The 16939-nt window shown below is 65.0% G+C and carries 12 protein-coding genes; 10 read left to right on the top strand and 2 right to left on the bottom strand.

From position 1 onward, the window contains the following. Positions 1-12: 12 nt before the first annotated feature. The 7 genes from LRQ04_RS10035 to LRQ04_RS10005 all read left to right on the top strand — a co-directional run bounded on the left by LRQ04_RS10035 (position 13) and on the right by LRQ04_RS10005 (position 10852). Complete coding sequence (locus tag LRQ04_RS10035) at positions 13-1992, top strand: serine/threonine-protein kinase (RefSeq protein ID WP_235519950.1); 1980 nt, start codon at positions 13-15, stop codon at positions 1990-1992. Between the two features lie 90 nt (positions 1993-2082). Next, complete coding sequence (locus LRQ04_RS10030; protein WP_235519949.1) at positions 2083-2640, top strand: SRPBCC family protein; 558 nt, start codon at positions 2083-2085, stop codon at positions 2638-2640. Positions 2641-2794: 154 nt separating this feature from the next. Then, the gene (locus tag LRQ04_RS10025; protein ID WP_235519946.1) at positions 2795-3415 is read left to right on the top strand and encodes a hypothetical protein; all 621 of its coding nucleotides are present in this window, start codon (positions 2795-2797) and stop codon (positions 3413-3415) included. Positions 3416-3519: 104 nt separating this feature from the next. Further along, positions 3520-4257, top strand: a complete 738-nt coding sequence (locus LRQ04_RS10020) for a YcnI family protein (protein ID WP_235519945.1) — start codon at positions 3520-3522, stop codon at positions 4255-4257. 104 nt (positions 4258-4361) lie between these two features. Further along, positions 4362-5000, top strand: coding sequence for a DUF4232 domain-containing protein (locus LRQ04_RS10015; RefSeq protein ID WP_235520113.1), 639 nt, complete (start codon positions 4362-4364; stop codon positions 4998-5000). A 55-nt stretch (positions 5001-5055) separates the two neighbouring features. Beyond that, positions 5056-10029 (top strand): DEAD/DEAH box helicase, encoded by a 4974-nt coding sequence (locus LRQ04_RS10010; protein WP_235519944.1) that lies wholly within the window; start codon positions 5056-5058, stop codon positions 10027-10029. Further along, on the top strand, positions 10022-10852 hold the full coding sequence (locus LRQ04_RS10005; protein WP_235519943.1) for a DNA-formamidopyrimidine glycosylase family protein: 831 nt from the start codon (positions 10022-10024) through the stop codon (positions 10850-10852). Before LRQ04_RS10010 ends, LRQ04_RS10005 begins: the two co-directional genes overlap by 8 nt. A gap of 203 nt (positions 10853-11055) precedes the next feature. Here the strand turns inward: LRQ04_RS10005 and LRQ04_RS10000 are convergent, their stop codons facing one another. Then, positions 11056-12318 carry a glycoside hydrolase family 16 protein gene (locus LRQ04_RS10000; RefSeq protein ID WP_235519942.1) on the bottom strand — a complete coding sequence of 421 codons (1263 nt, stop codon included), beginning with the start codon at positions 12316-12318 and terminating at the stop codon, positions 11056-11058. Between the two features lie 335 nt (positions 12319-12653). Here LRQ04_RS10000 and LRQ04_RS09995 point away from each other — a divergent pair, with 335 nt between their 5' ends. The 3 genes from LRQ04_RS09995 to LRQ04_RS09985 are packed head-to-tail and all read left to right on the top strand — an operon-like array spanning position 12654 to position 16286. Further along, positions 12654-14549: a glycosyltransferase family 2 protein gene (locus tag LRQ04_RS09995; RefSeq protein ID WP_235519940.1), complete on the top strand. Its 1896-nt coding sequence runs from the start codon at positions 12654-12656 to the stop codon at positions 14547-14549. 50 nt (positions 14550-14599) lie between these two features. Then, positions 14600-15025 carry an STAS domain-containing protein gene (locus LRQ04_RS09990; RefSeq protein ID WP_235519939.1) on the top strand — a complete coding sequence of 142 codons (426 nt, stop codon included), beginning with the start codon at positions 14600-14602 and terminating at the stop codon, positions 15023-15025. A 1-nt stretch (position 15026) separates the two neighbouring features. Beyond that, the gene (locus LRQ04_RS09985; protein WP_235519938.1) at positions 15027-16286 is read left to right on the top strand and encodes a glycoside hydrolase family 26 protein; all 1260 of its coding nucleotides are present in this window, start codon (positions 15027-15029) and stop codon (positions 16284-16286) included. Here the strand turns inward: LRQ04_RS09985 and LRQ04_RS09980 are convergent. Then, positions 16283-16927 (bottom strand): YitT family protein, encoded by a 645-nt coding sequence (locus LRQ04_RS09980; protein WP_235519937.1) that lies wholly within the window; start codon positions 16925-16927, stop codon positions 16283-16285. The genes LRQ04_RS09985 and LRQ04_RS09980 overlap by 4 nt on opposite strands. Positions 16928-16939: the final 12 nt, after the last annotated feature.

The following is a 16939-nucleotide window of genomic DNA, read 5'->3' as shown; positions in this document are numbered from 1 at the left end:
ACGGACATGCAGATGGCACAAACTGGTCAGGCGTTGGGAGCCTCCTACCGATTCGGAGAACGGGTGGGCTCCGGCGCGGTGGGCGAGGTCTGGACGGTCACCTCCACGGACGGCCGGACCTTGGCAGCCAAGGTCCTGCGCCCCGAGCACGCCGATGACCCATCCCTGGTGGAACGGTTCGTCCGCGAGCGATCGGTGTTGCTCGGCCTGCAGGACTCCCACATCGTCACGGTCCGCGACATGGTGGTTGAAGGTGAACGGCTTGCCATCGTCATGGACTACGTCGCCGGCGGCTCGCTGCGCGACGTGGTTAAGGACGCCGGACCGCTGCCTCCCCAAGACGCCGTTAACGTCGCAGCCGAGATCTTCGATGCCCTGGCGTTTGCCCACTCACGGGGTGTCACGCACCGGGATATCAAGCCTGACAATGTGCTGCTCACCAAGCCGTGGTCCGAGTGTGGGTCCGGGGATGTGCGGGTTTCCGACTTCGGCATCTCCGACGTCGTGGGCGAGAAGATCCGTCAAACGACCGGCCTGATCGGCACACCCCAATACATGCCGCCCGAACTCATCAGCCAAGGCCGTTCCGGGCCCTTGGGCGATGTGTACTCCACTGGGGTTCTGCTTTACGAACTCCTCGCCGGCCGGACTCCCTTCGCCGGTCCTGGTACAGACTTCAGCGTGGCATACCGTCACGTCTCGTCGCGGCCACCACGGATTCCGGTGGAGGACGCCCTGTGGAGTGTCCTTGAGCGGTTGTTGGCCAAGGATCCTGACCAGCGCCCCACAGCCCACGAAGCCGCGGCGACCCTCCGGCGCCTGGCGCCCCGCCTTGCCGGCATCAAACCGCTCCCCGTTGGGGAGGCACCCGAGGAATTCGACGACGTCGAACGTCACGCCACGGTGGTGCGTGGGGCATTTACCGACGACGATCTTGAAGCCTTGGCAACTGCGCCTCCCTCCAGCCTCGATGCCGCAACCCCGGATCTCGGCCAAGCGGGCAACGCCACGATCGTCCGGCCCATGCCACGCCGTGACGAGGTGCCGTCCACCGCCGTCGAACGGTCCGAAACCCCTGACGCGACTCCTTTCTGGCGGACCCGCAAAGCGCTGCTTCTTGCAGGTGGTGCAGTCCTGTTGATCGTGGCGATGGTGGCTGGTTTCTTCCTCTTGTCCCCCACAACCCAGCAGGCAGCACCTGCGGTTCAAGGCCAACAGCTCTCCGCTCAACTGCAGGACCCGGCCCTGCCGACCGGTCTCACCATTTCACGAAGCGCCACGTATGAACCGTCCTCCGGGCAGGTCCGTTTGACGGTGTCCTACTCGGCGCAGAAGGCACCCTTGTCCGGTGAATTCCTTGAGGTCATCCCGGGGCTGGCGGAGGGAGATACCTGCCCGGCTGCCACGTGGGATGGTGCTGCCGTGAGCCGGAACCAGGCCTCCATCAGCGGCGTGGACGTTGAGTGCGGGTGGAAGCTTTCGGGGGTGGAGGTCCCCGCAGGTGGGTCCGTCCAGACAACTGCCAAGGTGCCGGTGGCACCCGCGGACCAAAAGTCACTCGATGCGTGGGTGCGCTCAGGTTCCGAGGCAACGAAGGCCGCGACCCAGGACCCGGCGGTCAAGGGTACGGCTTACCCCGTGCAACGCCTCAAGGGCGTAGAGGTTCGCACGCCTGCCAGGGTTGTGACGCCGAGCCCGTTGAAGATCACCCTGGTTCCCGTGTGGGCCGGCGGTGCCGACGAGTTGAATCCGCTCTACGTGAGTCCTTCATCGGGCAAACCGTCCCAGATGCTGTCAGCGGTGACCGGCGGGGAGAAGGGCCTGCGGTTCGCCGATGGCTGCGGCGGCGCGCTGGCCGTAGACAGCTCGGGGCTCACGGTCACGGCCCTGCAGATCACCCCGCAGTGCACCGTGCGGGCCAGTGTTGGGAACTTCACGGAGCTTCAGTCAGCGCCGTTCGGCATTACGTCCCGGGAGAACGCCGGGGACTAGCTTGCGCGTGAGGGGTTGGCTCTCAAGACTTTCAAGCCAACCAATGCCACGAGATCCAACCCCTCGCTACCATGGGAAGCGGAGGCAACCATGGGCAAGTCACCGCAACGAACAAGCAAAAGCACTGACTATGAGTTCGTCACAGTCTGGCGGGTGGCGGGGACCCGCGAGGAAGTTCTGGACGTCCTCGGCAACGCTGCGACGCTCAAACAATGGTGGCCCGCTGTCTACCTCACTGTGACGCCGTTGACTCCGGGTGGACCCGACGGAGTTGGAGCCTCGTACGACCTCCACACCAAGGGCTGGCTCCCCTACACCTTGCGTTGGCGGCTCACTGTTACTGAACCCGTCACAACCGACGGCTTCGCCCTTACCGCCGCAGGGGACCTCAATGGCACCGGCCGCTGGACCTTCGAGGCCGACGGACCGGAAGTTGTGATCACCTACGACTGGCGGGTCAGCGCGGCCAAGCCGCTTCTTCGCCGGCTCAGTTGGCTCCTCAAACCGGCTTTCTCGGCGAACCATCACTGGGCCATGGCGCGCGGCGAGGAGAGCCTGAAACTGGAGCTCCGCCGTCGGCGTTCCGGTTTGGCCACAGACATACCCGAACCTCCCCAACCCACGTTTGTTCGACGCGCGAGGGGTTAGCTCCCGCGGTTTTCAGAGCCCCTAAAGCCGCGAGATCCAACCCCTCGGCACCGTTGTCCACATAGCAACCCATCCGGTTCCAAGGTGGTTCCGAACTCCCGATAGAATCAAGACGCTGACAACGCCGGCGATCAGAGAATATGGAGGAGGACCCGTGCGCGCATCGCAGACCCGGGCGCCCTTCCATGCATTCCGGTCGGGCATCATCTCCTTGGTGATTGTCCTGTTGGCAGCCGGAGCGCACGTCGCAGGTGGCGGAGAACTCCCCACGGCCCCGGTCCTGATCGCGCTTATCGCGCTGACAGCATTGGCCACCACATTGGCCACACGGTTCAAACTCAACGTCGTCACTCTGGTCACGCTTTTGGGCGCGGGCCAACTCGCGCTCCACGAGGCCTTCACGGCCCTCGGGCCGATCGTGGCGGCAGCCCCCGGGACCAGCCACCACCTCGGCGCGGAAACCCCGCCCCCGGCTTTGGACATTGCATCAGCCCACGTCCATGAACTCAGCGGCACGTTTGGTGTCCTGATGCTGCTGGCACACGCTGCTGCCGTCGTAGGCTCCGCTATCCTGCTGGCCAAGGGCGAGGACGCGCTTTGGCAGCTGGCCGCATGGTTGCGGCCACTGCTCGCGCTGCCCACTTTGGTGTTCAGGCCCGACGCCGGAGCGTCACCGATCGCCGTCGGCGCGCCTACCATATTCATTGCCCGCCCTTGGCGGAACCTCAGGCAAGACAGCAGACGCGGGCCTCCCGCCGTCGTCGCGCTTTCCTAGTTCCGCCCGGCACCAACGCTGCAAAGCGTGCACAAGCCTTGCATGGTGACGGGCCCCATACCCGTACCCCCGCGCCTTATACAGCGCACCCGAAAGGCAATCCCATGAAGACGTCCTCGCTCCGTCGTACCCTGTCCGCAACCGCCATAGCCGGCGGAACCGCCGCCCTGATGATGGCTGGCCTCGCGGGAGCATCCGCACACGTTTCCGCCGATCCGAACAAGACCGCTGCCAACTCGTACGCGCTGGTGACGTTCGGCATTCCCCATGGCTGCGACACCTCCCCCACCACCAAGGTGACCATCAACCTGCCCCAGGAATTGACCGACGCCCAGCCCACTGTGAATCCCAACTGGACGGTCGAAAAGGTCAGCGAGACCCTCGCGGAGCCCAAGAAACTGGACGACGGCACCACCATCACCAAGCGCACAAGCCAGATCGTCTACACCGCCAAGACCCCCTTGGACCCACACCTGCGTGACGCCTTGGTTTTGTCAGTGAAGTTGCCGGATGCCGCAGGCAAGACGATCTACTTCCCCACGCTCCAGACCTGTGAGCAGGGGCAGACGGACTGGTCCGAAATCGCCAAGGAGGGCCAGGATGAGCACGAGCTCAAGGCTCCCGCGCCCTCTGTCACCATCACGGCCGCCGATGCCGCAGGAGACCACCACGCGGCACCCGCCGTCTCCACCGAACAAGCATCTGCAGTATCCGACGACGGTTCGCAGGCGCGCAGCTGGGCGGGCCTGATCGCAGGCATTGCCGGACTCGGCCTGGGCGGGGCTGCCTTCTTCCGCAGCCGTTCGGCGAAGCCTGCCGTGGCCAAGGCCGACACCAAGTAGTGCCCCACGGGTTGGCGTCCGGAATATCACGATCCGGACGCCAATCCGTGCTCTTGGCCGTGGCTGAATTGACTCACGTGACGGCCAAAGCAAGGCTGGTGCCCATGTGGACTCAGCGCATCAAAACCGGACTTGTGACGACGACGGCAGCCGCATCATTGCTGCTCCTTGCGGCCTGTGGGCCCAGCCCCAGCCCCGCGGGATCCAGCAGTGCCCCGCCCACCAGCGCAACACCATCGGCTTCGGCTTCGTCCACGCCCTCCCAAACAGCCACGATGACGCCGTCGCCCTCGGCGACAGCCACGTCCGCCGCACCCGCAGCCCCGGCGCTGTGCAAGGCAGGATCGCTCACTGCTACAACCGATGCAACCGGCGGCGGAGCAGCAGGCAGTGTCTACGAAAAACTGATCCTGACAAACTCCGGCGCTACTAACTGCGTCCTGGAGGGTTTTGCCGGTGTTTCCCTGACCGCAGACGCCAATGGTGATCCGATCGGCGAGCCTGCGACGCGTGAAACCACCACCCCTGTCACCAGGATTGAGCTGGCTCCGGGCAAGTCTGCGTGGGCGGAAATCCGCTACACACAGGCCGGGAATTACGGTGACTGCACCCGGGTTCCGGCGGCAGGATTCCGTATCTACCCGCCCAACGACACTGCGTCCTTGTTCGTGGCCGAACCGCACGATGCGTGCAGCAACGCAGGTATCAAGCTCCTGACGGTCACCGCATTCCAAGCAGTCTGATCATCTTCCCGCGGCTCCGGCTTATTCTGTCGGAGCCGTGGGGCATGATGGAGGAATGCAGGAGCCGCAGGCGTCGCAGGGCGCCATCAGCCGTTTCAGCCAAGCAACCAGGGAATGGTTCCTAGGCGCCTTTTCCGAGCCCACGCCCGCGCAGGATGGGGCTTGGAATGCGATCTCCTCCGGCTCCCACGCTTTGGTGGTGGCACCTACTGGCTCCGGCAAAACCCTCGCCGCCTTCCTGTGGGCGTTGGACCGGCTGCATGCCAAGCCGACGGATACGCTGCCTGGGCTCGAAACGGTTCCAGCCAACGGCAAAGGCCGCGCCAAGCGCCCCAAAACCAAGACCCGCGTCCTCTACATCTCACCGCTGAAGGCCTTGGGCGTCGACGTCGAGCGCAACCTCCGGGCACCGTTGATCGGCATCACCCAGACTGCCAAGCGGCTCGGGCTCCCGGCACCGCTGGTGACTGTGGGAGTCCGCTCCGGAGATACGACGGCGGCAGATCGCCGAACGCTGCTGACCAATCCGCCGGACATCCTGATTACCACTCCGGAATCCCTCTTCCTGATGCTGACGTCCCGGGCCCGGGAAACCCTGAGCGAAGTGGACACCATCATCATCGATGAGGTTCACGCTGTTGCCGGAACCAAACGCGGTGCGCATTTGGCGGTATCGCTTGAACGGCTGGACGCGCTGCTGCCTAAGCCCGCGCAGCGCATCGGCCTGTCTGCGACGGTCCAACCCCGGGAGTTGGTTGCACAGTTCCTTGCGGGCCAGGCGCCCGTGGAAATCGTGGCACCTCCGTCCAAGAAGAACTGGAACCTGACGGTGACAGTGCCTGTTGAGGACATGTCGGACCTGCAGGGTGCGGCAGGGGCGTTCGATTCAGGTCCGGCCTCTGGCCTACAGCCGCAGGCCTCCATCTGGCCGCATGTGGAGGAACAGATCGTGGATCTGGTCCTGTCCAAACAGTCCACCATTGTCTTTGCCAATTCCCGCAGGCTCTCGGAGCGGCTTACGGCCAGGCTGAACGAAATCTACGCCGAGCGCCAGCTCATGGCAGTGGGAGGCGGAGCGTGGGCGGCACCGGACGACGCCCCAGCAGTGCCGGCATCCACAGCGACTCCCGCCCACATGATGGCACAGGCAGGCAGCACCACCGGCGCGGACCCCGTCCTGGCCCGCGCACACCACGGCTCGGTATCCAAGGACCAGCGGGCCATGATCGAGGACGACCTCAAATCCGGGAGGCTGCGCTGCGTCGTGGCCACGTCATCGTTGGAGCTTGGCATCGACATGGGCGCCGTGGACCTGGTCATCCAGGTGGAATCGCCGCCCTCGGTGGCCAGCGGCCTCCAGCGTGTCGGCCGCGCCGGGCACCAGGTGGGCGAAATTTCGGAGGGCGTGCTCTTCCCCAAGCACCGCGCCGACCTCCTGCATACCAGCGTCACCGTGGAACGTATGCTCAGTGGCCAGATCGAGCGCTTGAGCATTCCCGCCAACCCCCTCGACATCCTTGCCCAGCAGACAGTTGCCGCCACCGCACTGGGCAGTATCGACGTGGAGGATTGGTTCAGCACAGTGCGTCGGTCTGCGCCGTTCGCGAGCCTTCCCCGCTCCGCTTTTGAAGCAACGCTGGACCTGCTGGCCGGGCGTTATCCCTCCGACGAATTTGCCGAACTCCGGCCCCGCATCATTTGGGACCGTCACGCCGGAACCATTGAGGGACGGCCCGGCGCCCAGCGCCTTGCCGTCACGTCAGGTGGCACCATCCCGGACCGCGGGCTGTTCGGTGTGTACATCATCGGCACCGAGGTTGAGGGGTCCTCCTCCCCCGGCAGCGCGGACGGAAGTGAGCCCACCGCGTCGGCCCGTGCTGCGAAGGGCGGTCGCCGCGTCGGGGAACTCGACGAAGAAATGGTTTACGAATCCCGGGTGGGCGACGTCTTCGCCCTGGGTGCCACCAGTTGGAAGATCGAGGACATCACCCACGATCGCGTCCTGGTCTCGCCCGCTTTCGGACAGCCCGGCAAGCTGCCCTTTTGGAAAGGTGACTCGCTGGGCCGCCCCGTGGACCTGGGCCGCGCATTGGGCGCGTTCATCCGCGAACTTTCAGCCGCCGACCAGGCGCCCGCCATGGAACGCTGCCAGGCCAGCGGGCTGGATGCCTTCGCTGCCAGCAACCTCCTCCAGTACTTGAGGGAGCAAAAGGAAGCCACGGAAATCGTCCCCAGCGACCGCACGTTGGTGGTGGAACGCTTCCATGACGAGCTTGGAGACTGGCGTGTAGTCCTCCATAGCCCGTTCGGGATGCCCGTTCATGCGCCGTGGGCACTCGCCGTAGGTCAACGCCTGCAGCAGCGGTACGGCCTGGATGGTTCGGCCATGGCAGCGGATGACGGCATCGTGCTGCGCGTCCCCATGATGGAAGACGAACCACCCGGCGCGGACCTGTTCCTGTTCGACCCCGAAGAACTCGAGCAGATCGTCACCACAGAAGTGGGCGGCAGTGCGCTGTTCGCTTCCCGGTTCCGGGAATGCGCAGCCCGGGCTCTGCTGTTGCCGCGCCAGAACCCCGCCAAACGGCAACCACTATGGCAGCAGCGCCAGCGCTCTGCCCAACTGCTGGATGTCGCCAAGAAATACCCTTCCTTCCCCATCGTGCTCGAAGCAGTCCGCGAGTGCCTCCAGGATGTTTACGATCTCCCCGCGCTCAAAGACATTGCGGCATCGGTGGAACGTCGTGAGCTCAGGATCGTGGAAACCACCACGCAGCAGCCTTCGCCGTTCGCCAAGTCCCTCCTGTTTGGCTACGTGGCCCAGTTCCTCTATGAGGGCGACTCCCCGTTGGCCGAGCGGCGGGCCGCTGCCTTGGCGCTGGACTCCACCCTCCTCAACGAACTCCTGGGGCGGGTTGAGCTTCGTGAACTCCTGGACGCGGCTGTCATTGACCGGACCGAGCTGGAGTTGCAACGGCTTCTGCCTGACAGGCGGGTTCGTGGCATGGAGGGCGTCGCTGATCTGTTGCGTCTGCTTGGCCCGCTCAGTGTCGAGGAAGTGGCGGAACGGCTTCGAGGACAGGAACAGCCCGAACCCTCCCTGCAGACGGCTCTGGACCAGGCAACGGACCCCGAGGATCCTGACCACGTCGAGGAAGCACCCGCGGCAGCACCACACGGCACTGTTACTGATGCCGGCCATCACCTCGCTGCACTCCAGAAGGCGAATCGCGCGCTCAAGGTGACCATTGGCGGCGTCGAGCGCTTTGCTGCTGTTGAGGACGCTGCCCGGCTGCGTGACGCTATTGGCGTCCCATTGCCCATGGGTGTGCCCCTGGCGTTCATCGAGCCGGTCCACGATCCCCTGGGCGACCTCGTTTCACGGTATGCCCGCACCCACGGACCGTTTACTGCGGCCGAGGCTGCCACACGGCTGGGGCTGGGGGTCGCGGTCGTCAATGGCGCGCTGAAGCGACTGGCCGGCGATGGCCGCGTCGTCGAAGGCGAGTTCCGTCCGCATGCGGTGGCCGAACCGCAGGCCGTCGAAGCAACGGATCCCGAACTCATGTCCGTCGATGCACCTCCCGCGAGCGAATGGTGTGATGCCGAGGTCCTGCGGAAACTGCGCCGGCGGTCACTGGCTGCGCTGCGCGCCGAAGTGGAACCAGTGGACACGGCCGCGTACGGGCGGTTCCTTCCCGAGTGGCAAAACGTGACCACTCCGGGCAGGTCCCGGAGCCAGGCGCTGCGCGGGCTGGATGGAATCATCACCGCCGTGGACCAGCTGTCCGGCGTGCCCATTCCGGCGTCGGCGTGGGAACCGTTGGTACTCGCGAGCCGGGTGGCGGATTACAAGCCTGCCATGCTGGACGAACTGATGGCCGCCGGGGAGCTCCTCTGGTCCGGAGCAGGGTCGCTGCCCGGGAACGACGGCTGGATCAGCCTCCACGTTGCCGACTCCGCGGAGCTGACCCTCAATCCTTCTCCCGACTTCGAACCGGGAGACGCCCAACAGCGACTCCTGGAGCATTTCAGCGCGGGCGGCGGCTACTTCTTCCGGCAACTCACGGACGTCGCTGGTGGCATGGATACGGTGCTCAGCGATGACGCCGTGGTGACCGCGCTGTGGGACCTTGTCTGGGCCGGGCGGGTCACTGGAGATACATTCGCCCCCGTCCGTGCCATGATTGCCGGCGGGAAAACAGCCCACCGCCAGGTCGCCAAGGCGCCGAGGGCGCGGGCACCACGCATGAGCAGGCTCGGCCGTTCCCACGGGACGGGACTGCTGGGATCTCCAGGCCTCACCGGGGGCCGCTACGGTTCGGTGACGGGCGGCATTGCGCCCGCGCCGCCTTCCGCGGTCGGCCGCTGGTCCGCGTTGCCTGCGCCGGAGCTGGACCCCACCATCCATGCCCGGGGCACGGCTGAGCTGCTGCTGGACAGGTACGGCGTCGTAACCCGCGGTTCGGTGATGGCTGAGAACATCCTGGGCGGCTTTGGGCTCATGTACAAGGTCCTTGCACGGCTTGAGGAAGCCGGGCGATGCCGCCGAGGGTACTTCATCGAGCATTTGGGGGCTGCCCAGTTTGCGGTCCCGGCTACCGTGGACCGCCTGCGTTCGTTCACCGAGGATGCCCGCATTTCCAAGGCGGAACCGTCCGCGCTGGCACTGGCTGCCACCGACCCAGCCAACCCCTACGGTGCCGCGCTCCCCTGGCCGGCATTGTCGGTCGACGCCGGGTCGGGCCACCGCCCGGGGCGAAAAGCAGGGGCGCTGGTGGTCATGGTCGACGGCGCGCTGGTCCTTTACGTGGAACGCGGCGGTAAGACGCTGCTCACTTTCAGCCAGGACGAGGTTGTGCTGACGGTTGCCGCCCAGGCGTTGGTGGACGTGGTGCGGCGGGGAGCAGTGGACAAACTCTTCATGGAGAAGGTCAATGGCCACGATCTCCTGGAAACACCCATCGCGGTTGCCCTGGCGGCGGCAGGCGCGTACTCAACTCCGAAGGGACTGCGGATCCGTGCCTGAAGGCGATTCCATTTGGCGGGCCGCGTCACGGTTGAACGAAGCTTTGGCCGGGCATGTCATCACAGCGTCGGACTTCCGTGTTCCGCGCTTCGCCACCCTCAACCTGTCGGGCTGGACCATGAAGGAAGTTGTCCCCCGGGGCAAGCACCTGCTCATGCGTCTCGTTGGGCCCGCTGACGAGTCGCCCGGTGCCAGCAGGAGGCCCCGGGAGCTGACCATTCACTCACACCTCAAGATGGAGGGTAACTGGATGGTCTACCCACCGGGTGGTCGGTGGACCAAACCCGGCCATACGGCACGCTGCGTCCTGCGCACAGCTGCAGCTGACGCGGTGGGGTTCTCGCTGGGCATCCTGGAAGTTGTGCCCACGGCAGAGGAAGAAAAGATCGTGGGACATCTCGGCCCGGATCTCCTTGGTCCGGATTGGGATGAAGAAGAAGCACTCCGTAGGCTCCGCGCCGAACCGGAGGTCACAGTAGGTTTTGCTTTGTTGGACCAGAGGAAGCTTGCAGGCATCGGCAATATTTACCGCTGCGAAGCGTGCTTTCTCTCCGGTATCCACCCCGCACTGACGGTGGGTGAGGTGCCCGACCTCGCCAAAACGGTGAACGACGCCAAACGTCTTTTGGGTGAAAACCTTGGAACTGGCCGCCGGACGACCTTGGGACCGCGCGCCCTGCGGCCCGGCTACTGGGTTTACGGCAGGGAACGCCAGCCTTGCAGGCGTTGCGGCACCACGGTTCGACGCGGCCTCCTGGCAGGTCCCGACGGAACAGAGGAACGGGACATCTACTTCTGTCCGCGCTGCCAGCCCGCGCCGTAGCCAGCCCGCCGTTGCCAGCCCAGGCCCCTGAGACCGAGGCCCGGCCGGGCACCGTATCTCCGTCCCGGCCGGGCGCATCGGTAACCGCCGCGACGACGGCGCACTACGCGCAAGGCCCCGCCGACTACTTCAGGAAGCTCCCCAGCCGCCCCAGCAATAGTCGCCGGACCCGCGCTGCCTGCGCGCCGCCGTCGGACGTTTTTCTACACCGCCCGCCACCATTTCTGGTTGGCGGAACCGGCGCAATCCCATAATTGCAAGCGTGAACCATTCGTAGCAGACCAGTCCGCGACGTCAACGCATTTGTTGGCCTGCGGGTTCACCAAATCCCCCGCGGAGTTGAGCACGAACTGCTGCGCCGCGCTTCCGTTGCAGGCAGTCAGCTGGATCTGGGCGCCGTTGGCGGTGGAGCCCCATGCCACGTCCATGCACTTGCCCAACGTCCGAACGGTCCCGTTGCCCGCAAAAGTCCATTGTTCTGACGCGGCAGTGTCACAGTCCCACGATTGGAGTGGGGAACCGTCGATGGCCTGGCGTCCGGCGACGTCGATGCATTTGCCCGCGTAGCCCTGGATCCGGACACTGGGCGCGGCGGACGGTGGCGCCGAAGCGGGTGCGAGGTCGTAAACGCGGACGTAGTCCACCAGCATGGTTTGCGGTAACGCCGTGTCCGGATCCGGCGCTCCAGGCCACGTGCCGCCGACGGCGAGGTTGAGCAGAAGGAAGAAATTGTGGTCGAAGGCCCAGGGCCCCGGAACGCTGGCTTTGGTCTTGTGTGAGTAGGCAATGCCGTCGATGTACCAGGTGATGGAATCCGGCCCCCAGTCCACGGTGAAGGTGTGGAACGCGTCTCCCAAAGCTTGGCCGCGGGGCAGGGTATAGCTGGCGTTGACGGAGTTGGCGCCCGAATAGCCTGGACCATGGATGCTGCCCCAGGTGGTTCCGGGTTCCTTGCCGACGTTTTCCATGACGTCGAGCTCGCCGCTGTTGGGCCAGCCATCTGTGAAGACGTTGTCGCCCAGCATCCAAAACGCAGGCCACATTCCTTGTCCTTTAGGCAGCTTCATCCGTGCTTCAAAGCGTCCTTGGTTGCGGCTGAACTTCCCCGCGGTCAATAGCCGGGCCGAGGTGTACTGGCACGTTCCGTAGTGGCAGGTGTAATTGCCCGGGTTTTCGCGGCGAGCAGTGATAGCCATGTTTCCGTTCCCGTCCATGGCTGCGTTGCGGGTGCTGTCCGTGTAGTACTGCAGTTCGCTGTTGCCCCATCCCGAGCCGCCCGTGTCGTGGAGCCATTTGCTGTTGTCCGGGGCGGTGCCGGCGGGCCCGTTGAACTCATCGCTCCACACCAGCGCACCGGGAGCCGGCATGCCGGCGGCCGCCAGCGCCGGAGGCTCAGGAGCGATGAGGGTCGCCAGGAGCGTAAATCCGACGATGACCATCACCATGGGTGTGAGTCGTCGCTTCATGACAGCAACTCTGACTGCCTTGCCATTGGGCGCGCAAGGCCTTGGTGCGGCGACACGCCAAATGTCACCCCCAGGAAATAATCAACGCGAAAGTACTTATCAATCCCGTAACGGCGACGAAATGCAGGCGGGAGAAAGTGGAAAGAGGAACCATCGGCTTGGCCCAACAAGTCCATGGCTTAGGGAAATTCCGTTCGCACCTGAATTCCTTCCTCTGAGCATCGACGATGCATGCTCCAGGCGCGTCAGCCGTGTCCTCCCAACTTCGCCCTCAAAGCGTATGGACAGCCTGTCGCGCCTTTGCCTTTTCCCCAGCAGTTACCCGGAGGCTAAACATGGGCATTCACAAGCAGATATTGGTGAGGACCCTTGCGGTCCTCGTGGTTTCCTTTGGATTGATCTACATCAGTTGGCGTTGGTCAGGAACCGTTGCATGGGACGCGTGGTGGATCTCCCTGCCGCTCGTGGCCGCGGAAACGTACAGCCTGGGCGAGTCAACGCTGTACGCCGTCACCATGTGGAATGCACGACGGCGGCCACCGCCCCCGCCTGCCCTGCCGGGCCGGACCGTGGACGTTTTCATCGCCACCTACAACGAGCCGCTTGAGCTTGTCCTCAAGACGGCGATTGCGGCCAGGGACATGGACTACCCGCACGAAACGTGGATCCTGGACGACGGGAACCGCAGCGGGTTTGCGAGCGCAGCCCGGCAGATCGGCGTCGGATACATTACCCGTGGTCCCGAGTGGGACGGTCGGCAGCGGTTCGCCAAGGCAGGCAATGTCAACAACGCATTGTCCATGACCACGGGCGAGTTCGTGGCCATCCTGGACGCGGACCAGGTCCCCGAAGCACGGTTTTTGGACCGGGTCCTGGGCTACTTCGACGCCGAGGAAGTGGCGTTCGTCCAGACGCCGCAACACTTCTGGAATGTTCCGGACCGTGACCCCCTGGGCAGCCAAGCCGAACTGTTCTACGGCCCCATCCAGCAGGGCAAGGACGGTTGGGATGCAGCGTTTTTCTGCGGTTCGAATGCTGTCCTGCGCAGGGAAGCCCTCATGGCCCTGGGCCTGACGCGCTACACCCGGACCGCCACCGAGCACACCTGGAGCGCTTTGCGCAGGGGCCGGTCCCGGCTGCAGGACCTGCACGGGGAACTCGGCCGTCGCCATCCAGCCGCCATGCCGGTGGTGGAGCAGGCCATGGCGGCGGTTACCCGTGCCGAACAACAGCTTCGCCGCGGCGATGTCCTGGCTGAGATCACATTCGAGCTCCGGGTCTCCTTCCATGCCGCAGCGTTGGCTGTTCCGGAGGCCATGGAGGACGTCGTGCCCGAACTCGACGCAGTCCTGGAGTCGGTGGATGTTGCCCACACCGACCAGGCGTTGGCCATCCACCCGATGGACACCACCACCATCACGGAGGACATGGCTACGGCCATGCACCTTCACGCCATGGGCTGGGGCAGCGTTTACCACCACGAGGTCCTGGTGCACGGGTTGGCCCCGGAGGATGTGTCCACCATGCTGTCCCAGCGCCACCGCTGGGCAGCCGGGACCATGCAGGTGTTTTTCAACGACAATCCGCTGTTCCTGCGGGGGCTCACCTTGGCCCAGCGACTCATGTATCTGAGCACGATGACCAGTTACCTGAACGGGTTTGCCGCAATGAGCTACATCGCGGCGCCGGTGGTGTTCCTGGTGGCCGGCACGTACCCGCTCACTGCGAGTCCGGTGGTGTTCTTCTGCCTGTTCCTGCCGTTTTTCCTTTCCTGCCAGCTCCTGTTCCAGGTAGCAGGCAACGGGTCCAAGGGATTGTGGCGCGGCCAGCAGTGGTCGTTCGCGCTCTTTCCAACATGGATCGCGGCGACCTGTTCCGGTGCTGCCGCGGTCTTCCTGGGCAAGCACCTGACGTTCTCCGTGACGGCCAAAAGCAAGCAGGCGGCAGGACGCGGCTTCCAGCACGTCCGGCTTCAGCTGGTGGCGATGGCCGTCCTGGTGGTCTCGTCGGGTATCGGCATAGCGCGCGCAGCTACCGGCGAGGCGCCCCTGTACCCCACGCTCATCACCCTCGCTTGGGTGGCATTGGACCTTGCCTTGCTCATCGTGGTCATCGGCGCCGCCAGGTACCGGGGCCCCGGAGAGGAGCAGGTGGATCCCATGCCCACACCCGATGAACTCCCCAGCGTCCTCAATCCAACGACTCTCACCCCTCCGCCTGCCAGGCGCTGATCCACACATCCCCATAACGCCGTTCCAACCCCCAGCCAGGAGCGACCATCATGTCCACACTTTCCCGTGTTTCAAACACCCTTTCCTGCATTGACCTGACCGTCACCGGCGCCTTGGACGCAACAACGGTCCTGGGCATTCGCCAGGAATCCGCAAAGGCCGCAACTGACGGGCCCATCCTGGTCCTGCTGGATGTGGCGGCGGTGACGACCGTAGGCGCTTCCGGCGTCGTTGGCCTCCTGGAGGTGTTGCACCTCCTGCGCGCCCGCGGTGGAGACTTGCGTCTTTTCGGCAGCTCCGCAGCCTTGGAAACTACCCGGCTCCAGGCCCATCTGGGGCAAGTCACCCGCATCTATGGAACCCGGGAGGAAGCCGTCGACGGCGGCCTGGGACCAGGGCGCGCACGCCACCTGGCGCCCGGGTTCCGATGGCACAGGCTCTTCCCAAGACGGCGTCGCACCCTGGGGTGGAGCTGACATGGCCCGCGCCACCGCGGTAGCGCCCAGGCCACCACGGCTGAAGCCCGCTCCCCCAGCCTTCGCCGGCCACCCGGACCGCAGACGCAGGAGGGCCAGCCTGGTTGTTCCCTTGCTGGTGACCTCACTGGTGGCTACCGGCCTGGGTTTCGCTTCCAAGGAGGTGGTCCCCGTTGTCCAGGCGTTGTCTCTGTGCAAGGCCGGAGATGCGGCCTCGATTATCCCCAAAGACGGCGTGCTCCTCGGGGTGAACCTGGATTGGAACACCGAAACCCTTGCCGAGCACCGGGCCAATCTGGGGCACGATCCCGCGGTTGTGGTGCAGTTCTCCGACATTCCCTACGACGACCAAACGTGGGCGCACACCACCAACGCCGTGACTCAGGTCCGGGCCGCGGGTGGGGTGCTGCTCCTGACCCTGGAGCCGCACGGCGGCCTGGCGACGATGAGTGACGAGGTGATCGCCAAGTTGGCCACCGACTTACGCGCCATCAACGATCAGGGGACGCCCGTCGTCGTACGTTTTGCCCATGAGATGAACGGCTCCTGGTATTCGTGGGGCCAGCAGCCCACCCGCTACGTGGAGGTCTTCCGCAAGGTGGCGGCGGCGGTGCACGCGCAGGCGCCGGGCACGTCCATGATGTGGGCGCCGAACTACGGGGGTGGCTATCCGTTCACGGGTGGCCAGTACGCGGCCCGTCCGGGCACCCCGGACTTCGCAGCGCTTGATACCAACCATGACGGCATACTCACCATGGCCGACGACACGTATGCCCCCTACTATCCGGGGGATGACGCGGTGGACTGGGTGGGAGTCTCGCTGTACCACTGGGGCAACCAGCGCCCGTGGGGAAACAACGACATTGCTGAACCGGGCAAGTTCCTGGCCATGCTCACCGGAACCTACAGCGGCACGGCGGGCGACGACAGTTCCGTGCCCGATTTCTACCAGGTGTACGGCGTAGATCATGACCGGCCCGTGGCCGTCCCTGAGACCGCTGCGATCTTCACGCCTGCGCGCAGCGGCGCATCGGAGCTGGACGTCAAACGTGCTTGGTGGCGCCAGGTCTTCTCCGCCGAAACGCACCAAAAGTATCCGCAGTTGAAGATGATCAATTGGTTCGAGTGGAAGAAGTACGAGATCGAGATTAACGACGACGTCGATTGGCGGAGCGCCGGCTCCCCCGCCATCCGCGACGCACTGACCCAGGACCTGCCGGACTGGTTGCGGTACGGCGAGGACGTGCCGGCGTGCCGCTAGGCTGCGGGGGCGGCTTCCGTGGAGGCTGTTTCCCTGCCAGGATCCGAACCCGGCGCCGGGACGGGCTCGGGCACCATGAACCTGGGAAGCAACACTTGGACGATCGGGCCGATGGCTAAGGCGTAGACCACGGTACCTACGCCCACGGACCCGCCCAGCAGGAGGCCCACAGCCAGGACAGTCACTTCGATGCCGGTGCGGACCAGGCGCACCGACCATCCGGTACGGCGAACCAGCCCGGTCATCAGGCCATCACGGGCACCGGGACCCAAACGTGCACCGATGTAGCAGGCAGAAGCGATGCCGTTCAGGATCACGGCTCCGGCCAGCATGGCAATCTGCCCGCCCAGGTGTGAGACCGGCGGGATCAGCCAGAGCCCCAGGTCAGCGAACAGGCCCACCAAAACGGCGTTGGCAACGGTACCAATCCCGGGCATCTGCCGCAGCGGGATCCAGAGGAGGAGGACAATAAAGCTGACCGCGATGACCACCACGCCAATGCTGAAACCGGTCTTGGTGGCCACGCCCTGATGGAAAACATCCCAGGGGTCCAAGCCAAGGCCGGCCCGGATGAAAACGGCCAGGGAGATGCCGTACATCGCGAGGCCGATCAGGAGTTGAGTGATTCTTCGGGTCATCATGGAATCCATCGT

The sequence above is a fragment of the Paenarthrobacter sp. AR 02 genome (assembly GCF_021538675.1).
Classification (GTDB): Bacteria; Actinomycetota; Actinomycetes; order Actinomycetales; family Micrococcaceae; genus Arthrobacter.
This window is presented reverse-complemented; position numbering and strand designations above follow the sequence as displayed.

Coding starts and splice junctions, on each gene's coding strand:
- LRQ04_RS10035 (WP_235519950.1), top strand. CDS start 13: ATGGCACAAACTGGTCAGGCGTTGGGAGCCTCCTACCGATTCGGAGAA.
- LRQ04_RS10030 (WP_235519949.1), top strand. CDS start 2,083: ATGGGCAAGTCACCGCAACGAACAAGCAAAAGCACTGACTATGAGTTC.
- LRQ04_RS10020 (WP_235519945.1), top strand. CDS start 3,520: ATGAAGACGTCCTCGCTCCGTCGTACCCTGTCCGCAACCGCCATAGCC.
- LRQ04_RS10015 (WP_235520113.1), top strand. CDS start 4,362: ATGTGGACTCAGCGCATCAAAACCGGACTTGTGACGACGACGGCAGCC.
- LRQ04_RS10010 (WP_235519944.1), top strand. CDS start 5,056: ATGCAGGAGCCGCAGGCGTCGCAGGGCGCCATCAGCCGTTTCAGCCAA.
- LRQ04_RS10000 (WP_235519942.1), bottom strand. CDS start 12,318: ATGAAGCGACGACTCACACCCATGGTGATGGTCATCGTCGGATTTACG.
- LRQ04_RS09995 (WP_235519940.1), top strand. CDS start 12,654: ATGGGCATTCACAAGCAGATATTGGTGAGGACCCTTGCGGTCCTCGTG.
- LRQ04_RS09990 (WP_235519939.1), top strand. CDS start 14,600: ATGTCCACACTTTCCCGTGTTTCAAACACCCTTTCCTGCATTGACCTG.
- LRQ04_RS09985 (WP_235519938.1), top strand. CDS start 15,027: ATGGCCCGCGCCACCGCGGTAGCGCCCAGGCCACCACGGCTGAAGCCC.
- LRQ04_RS09980 (WP_235519937.1), bottom strand. CDS start 16,927: ATGATGACCCGAAGAATCACTCAACTCCTGATCGGCCTCGCGATGTAC.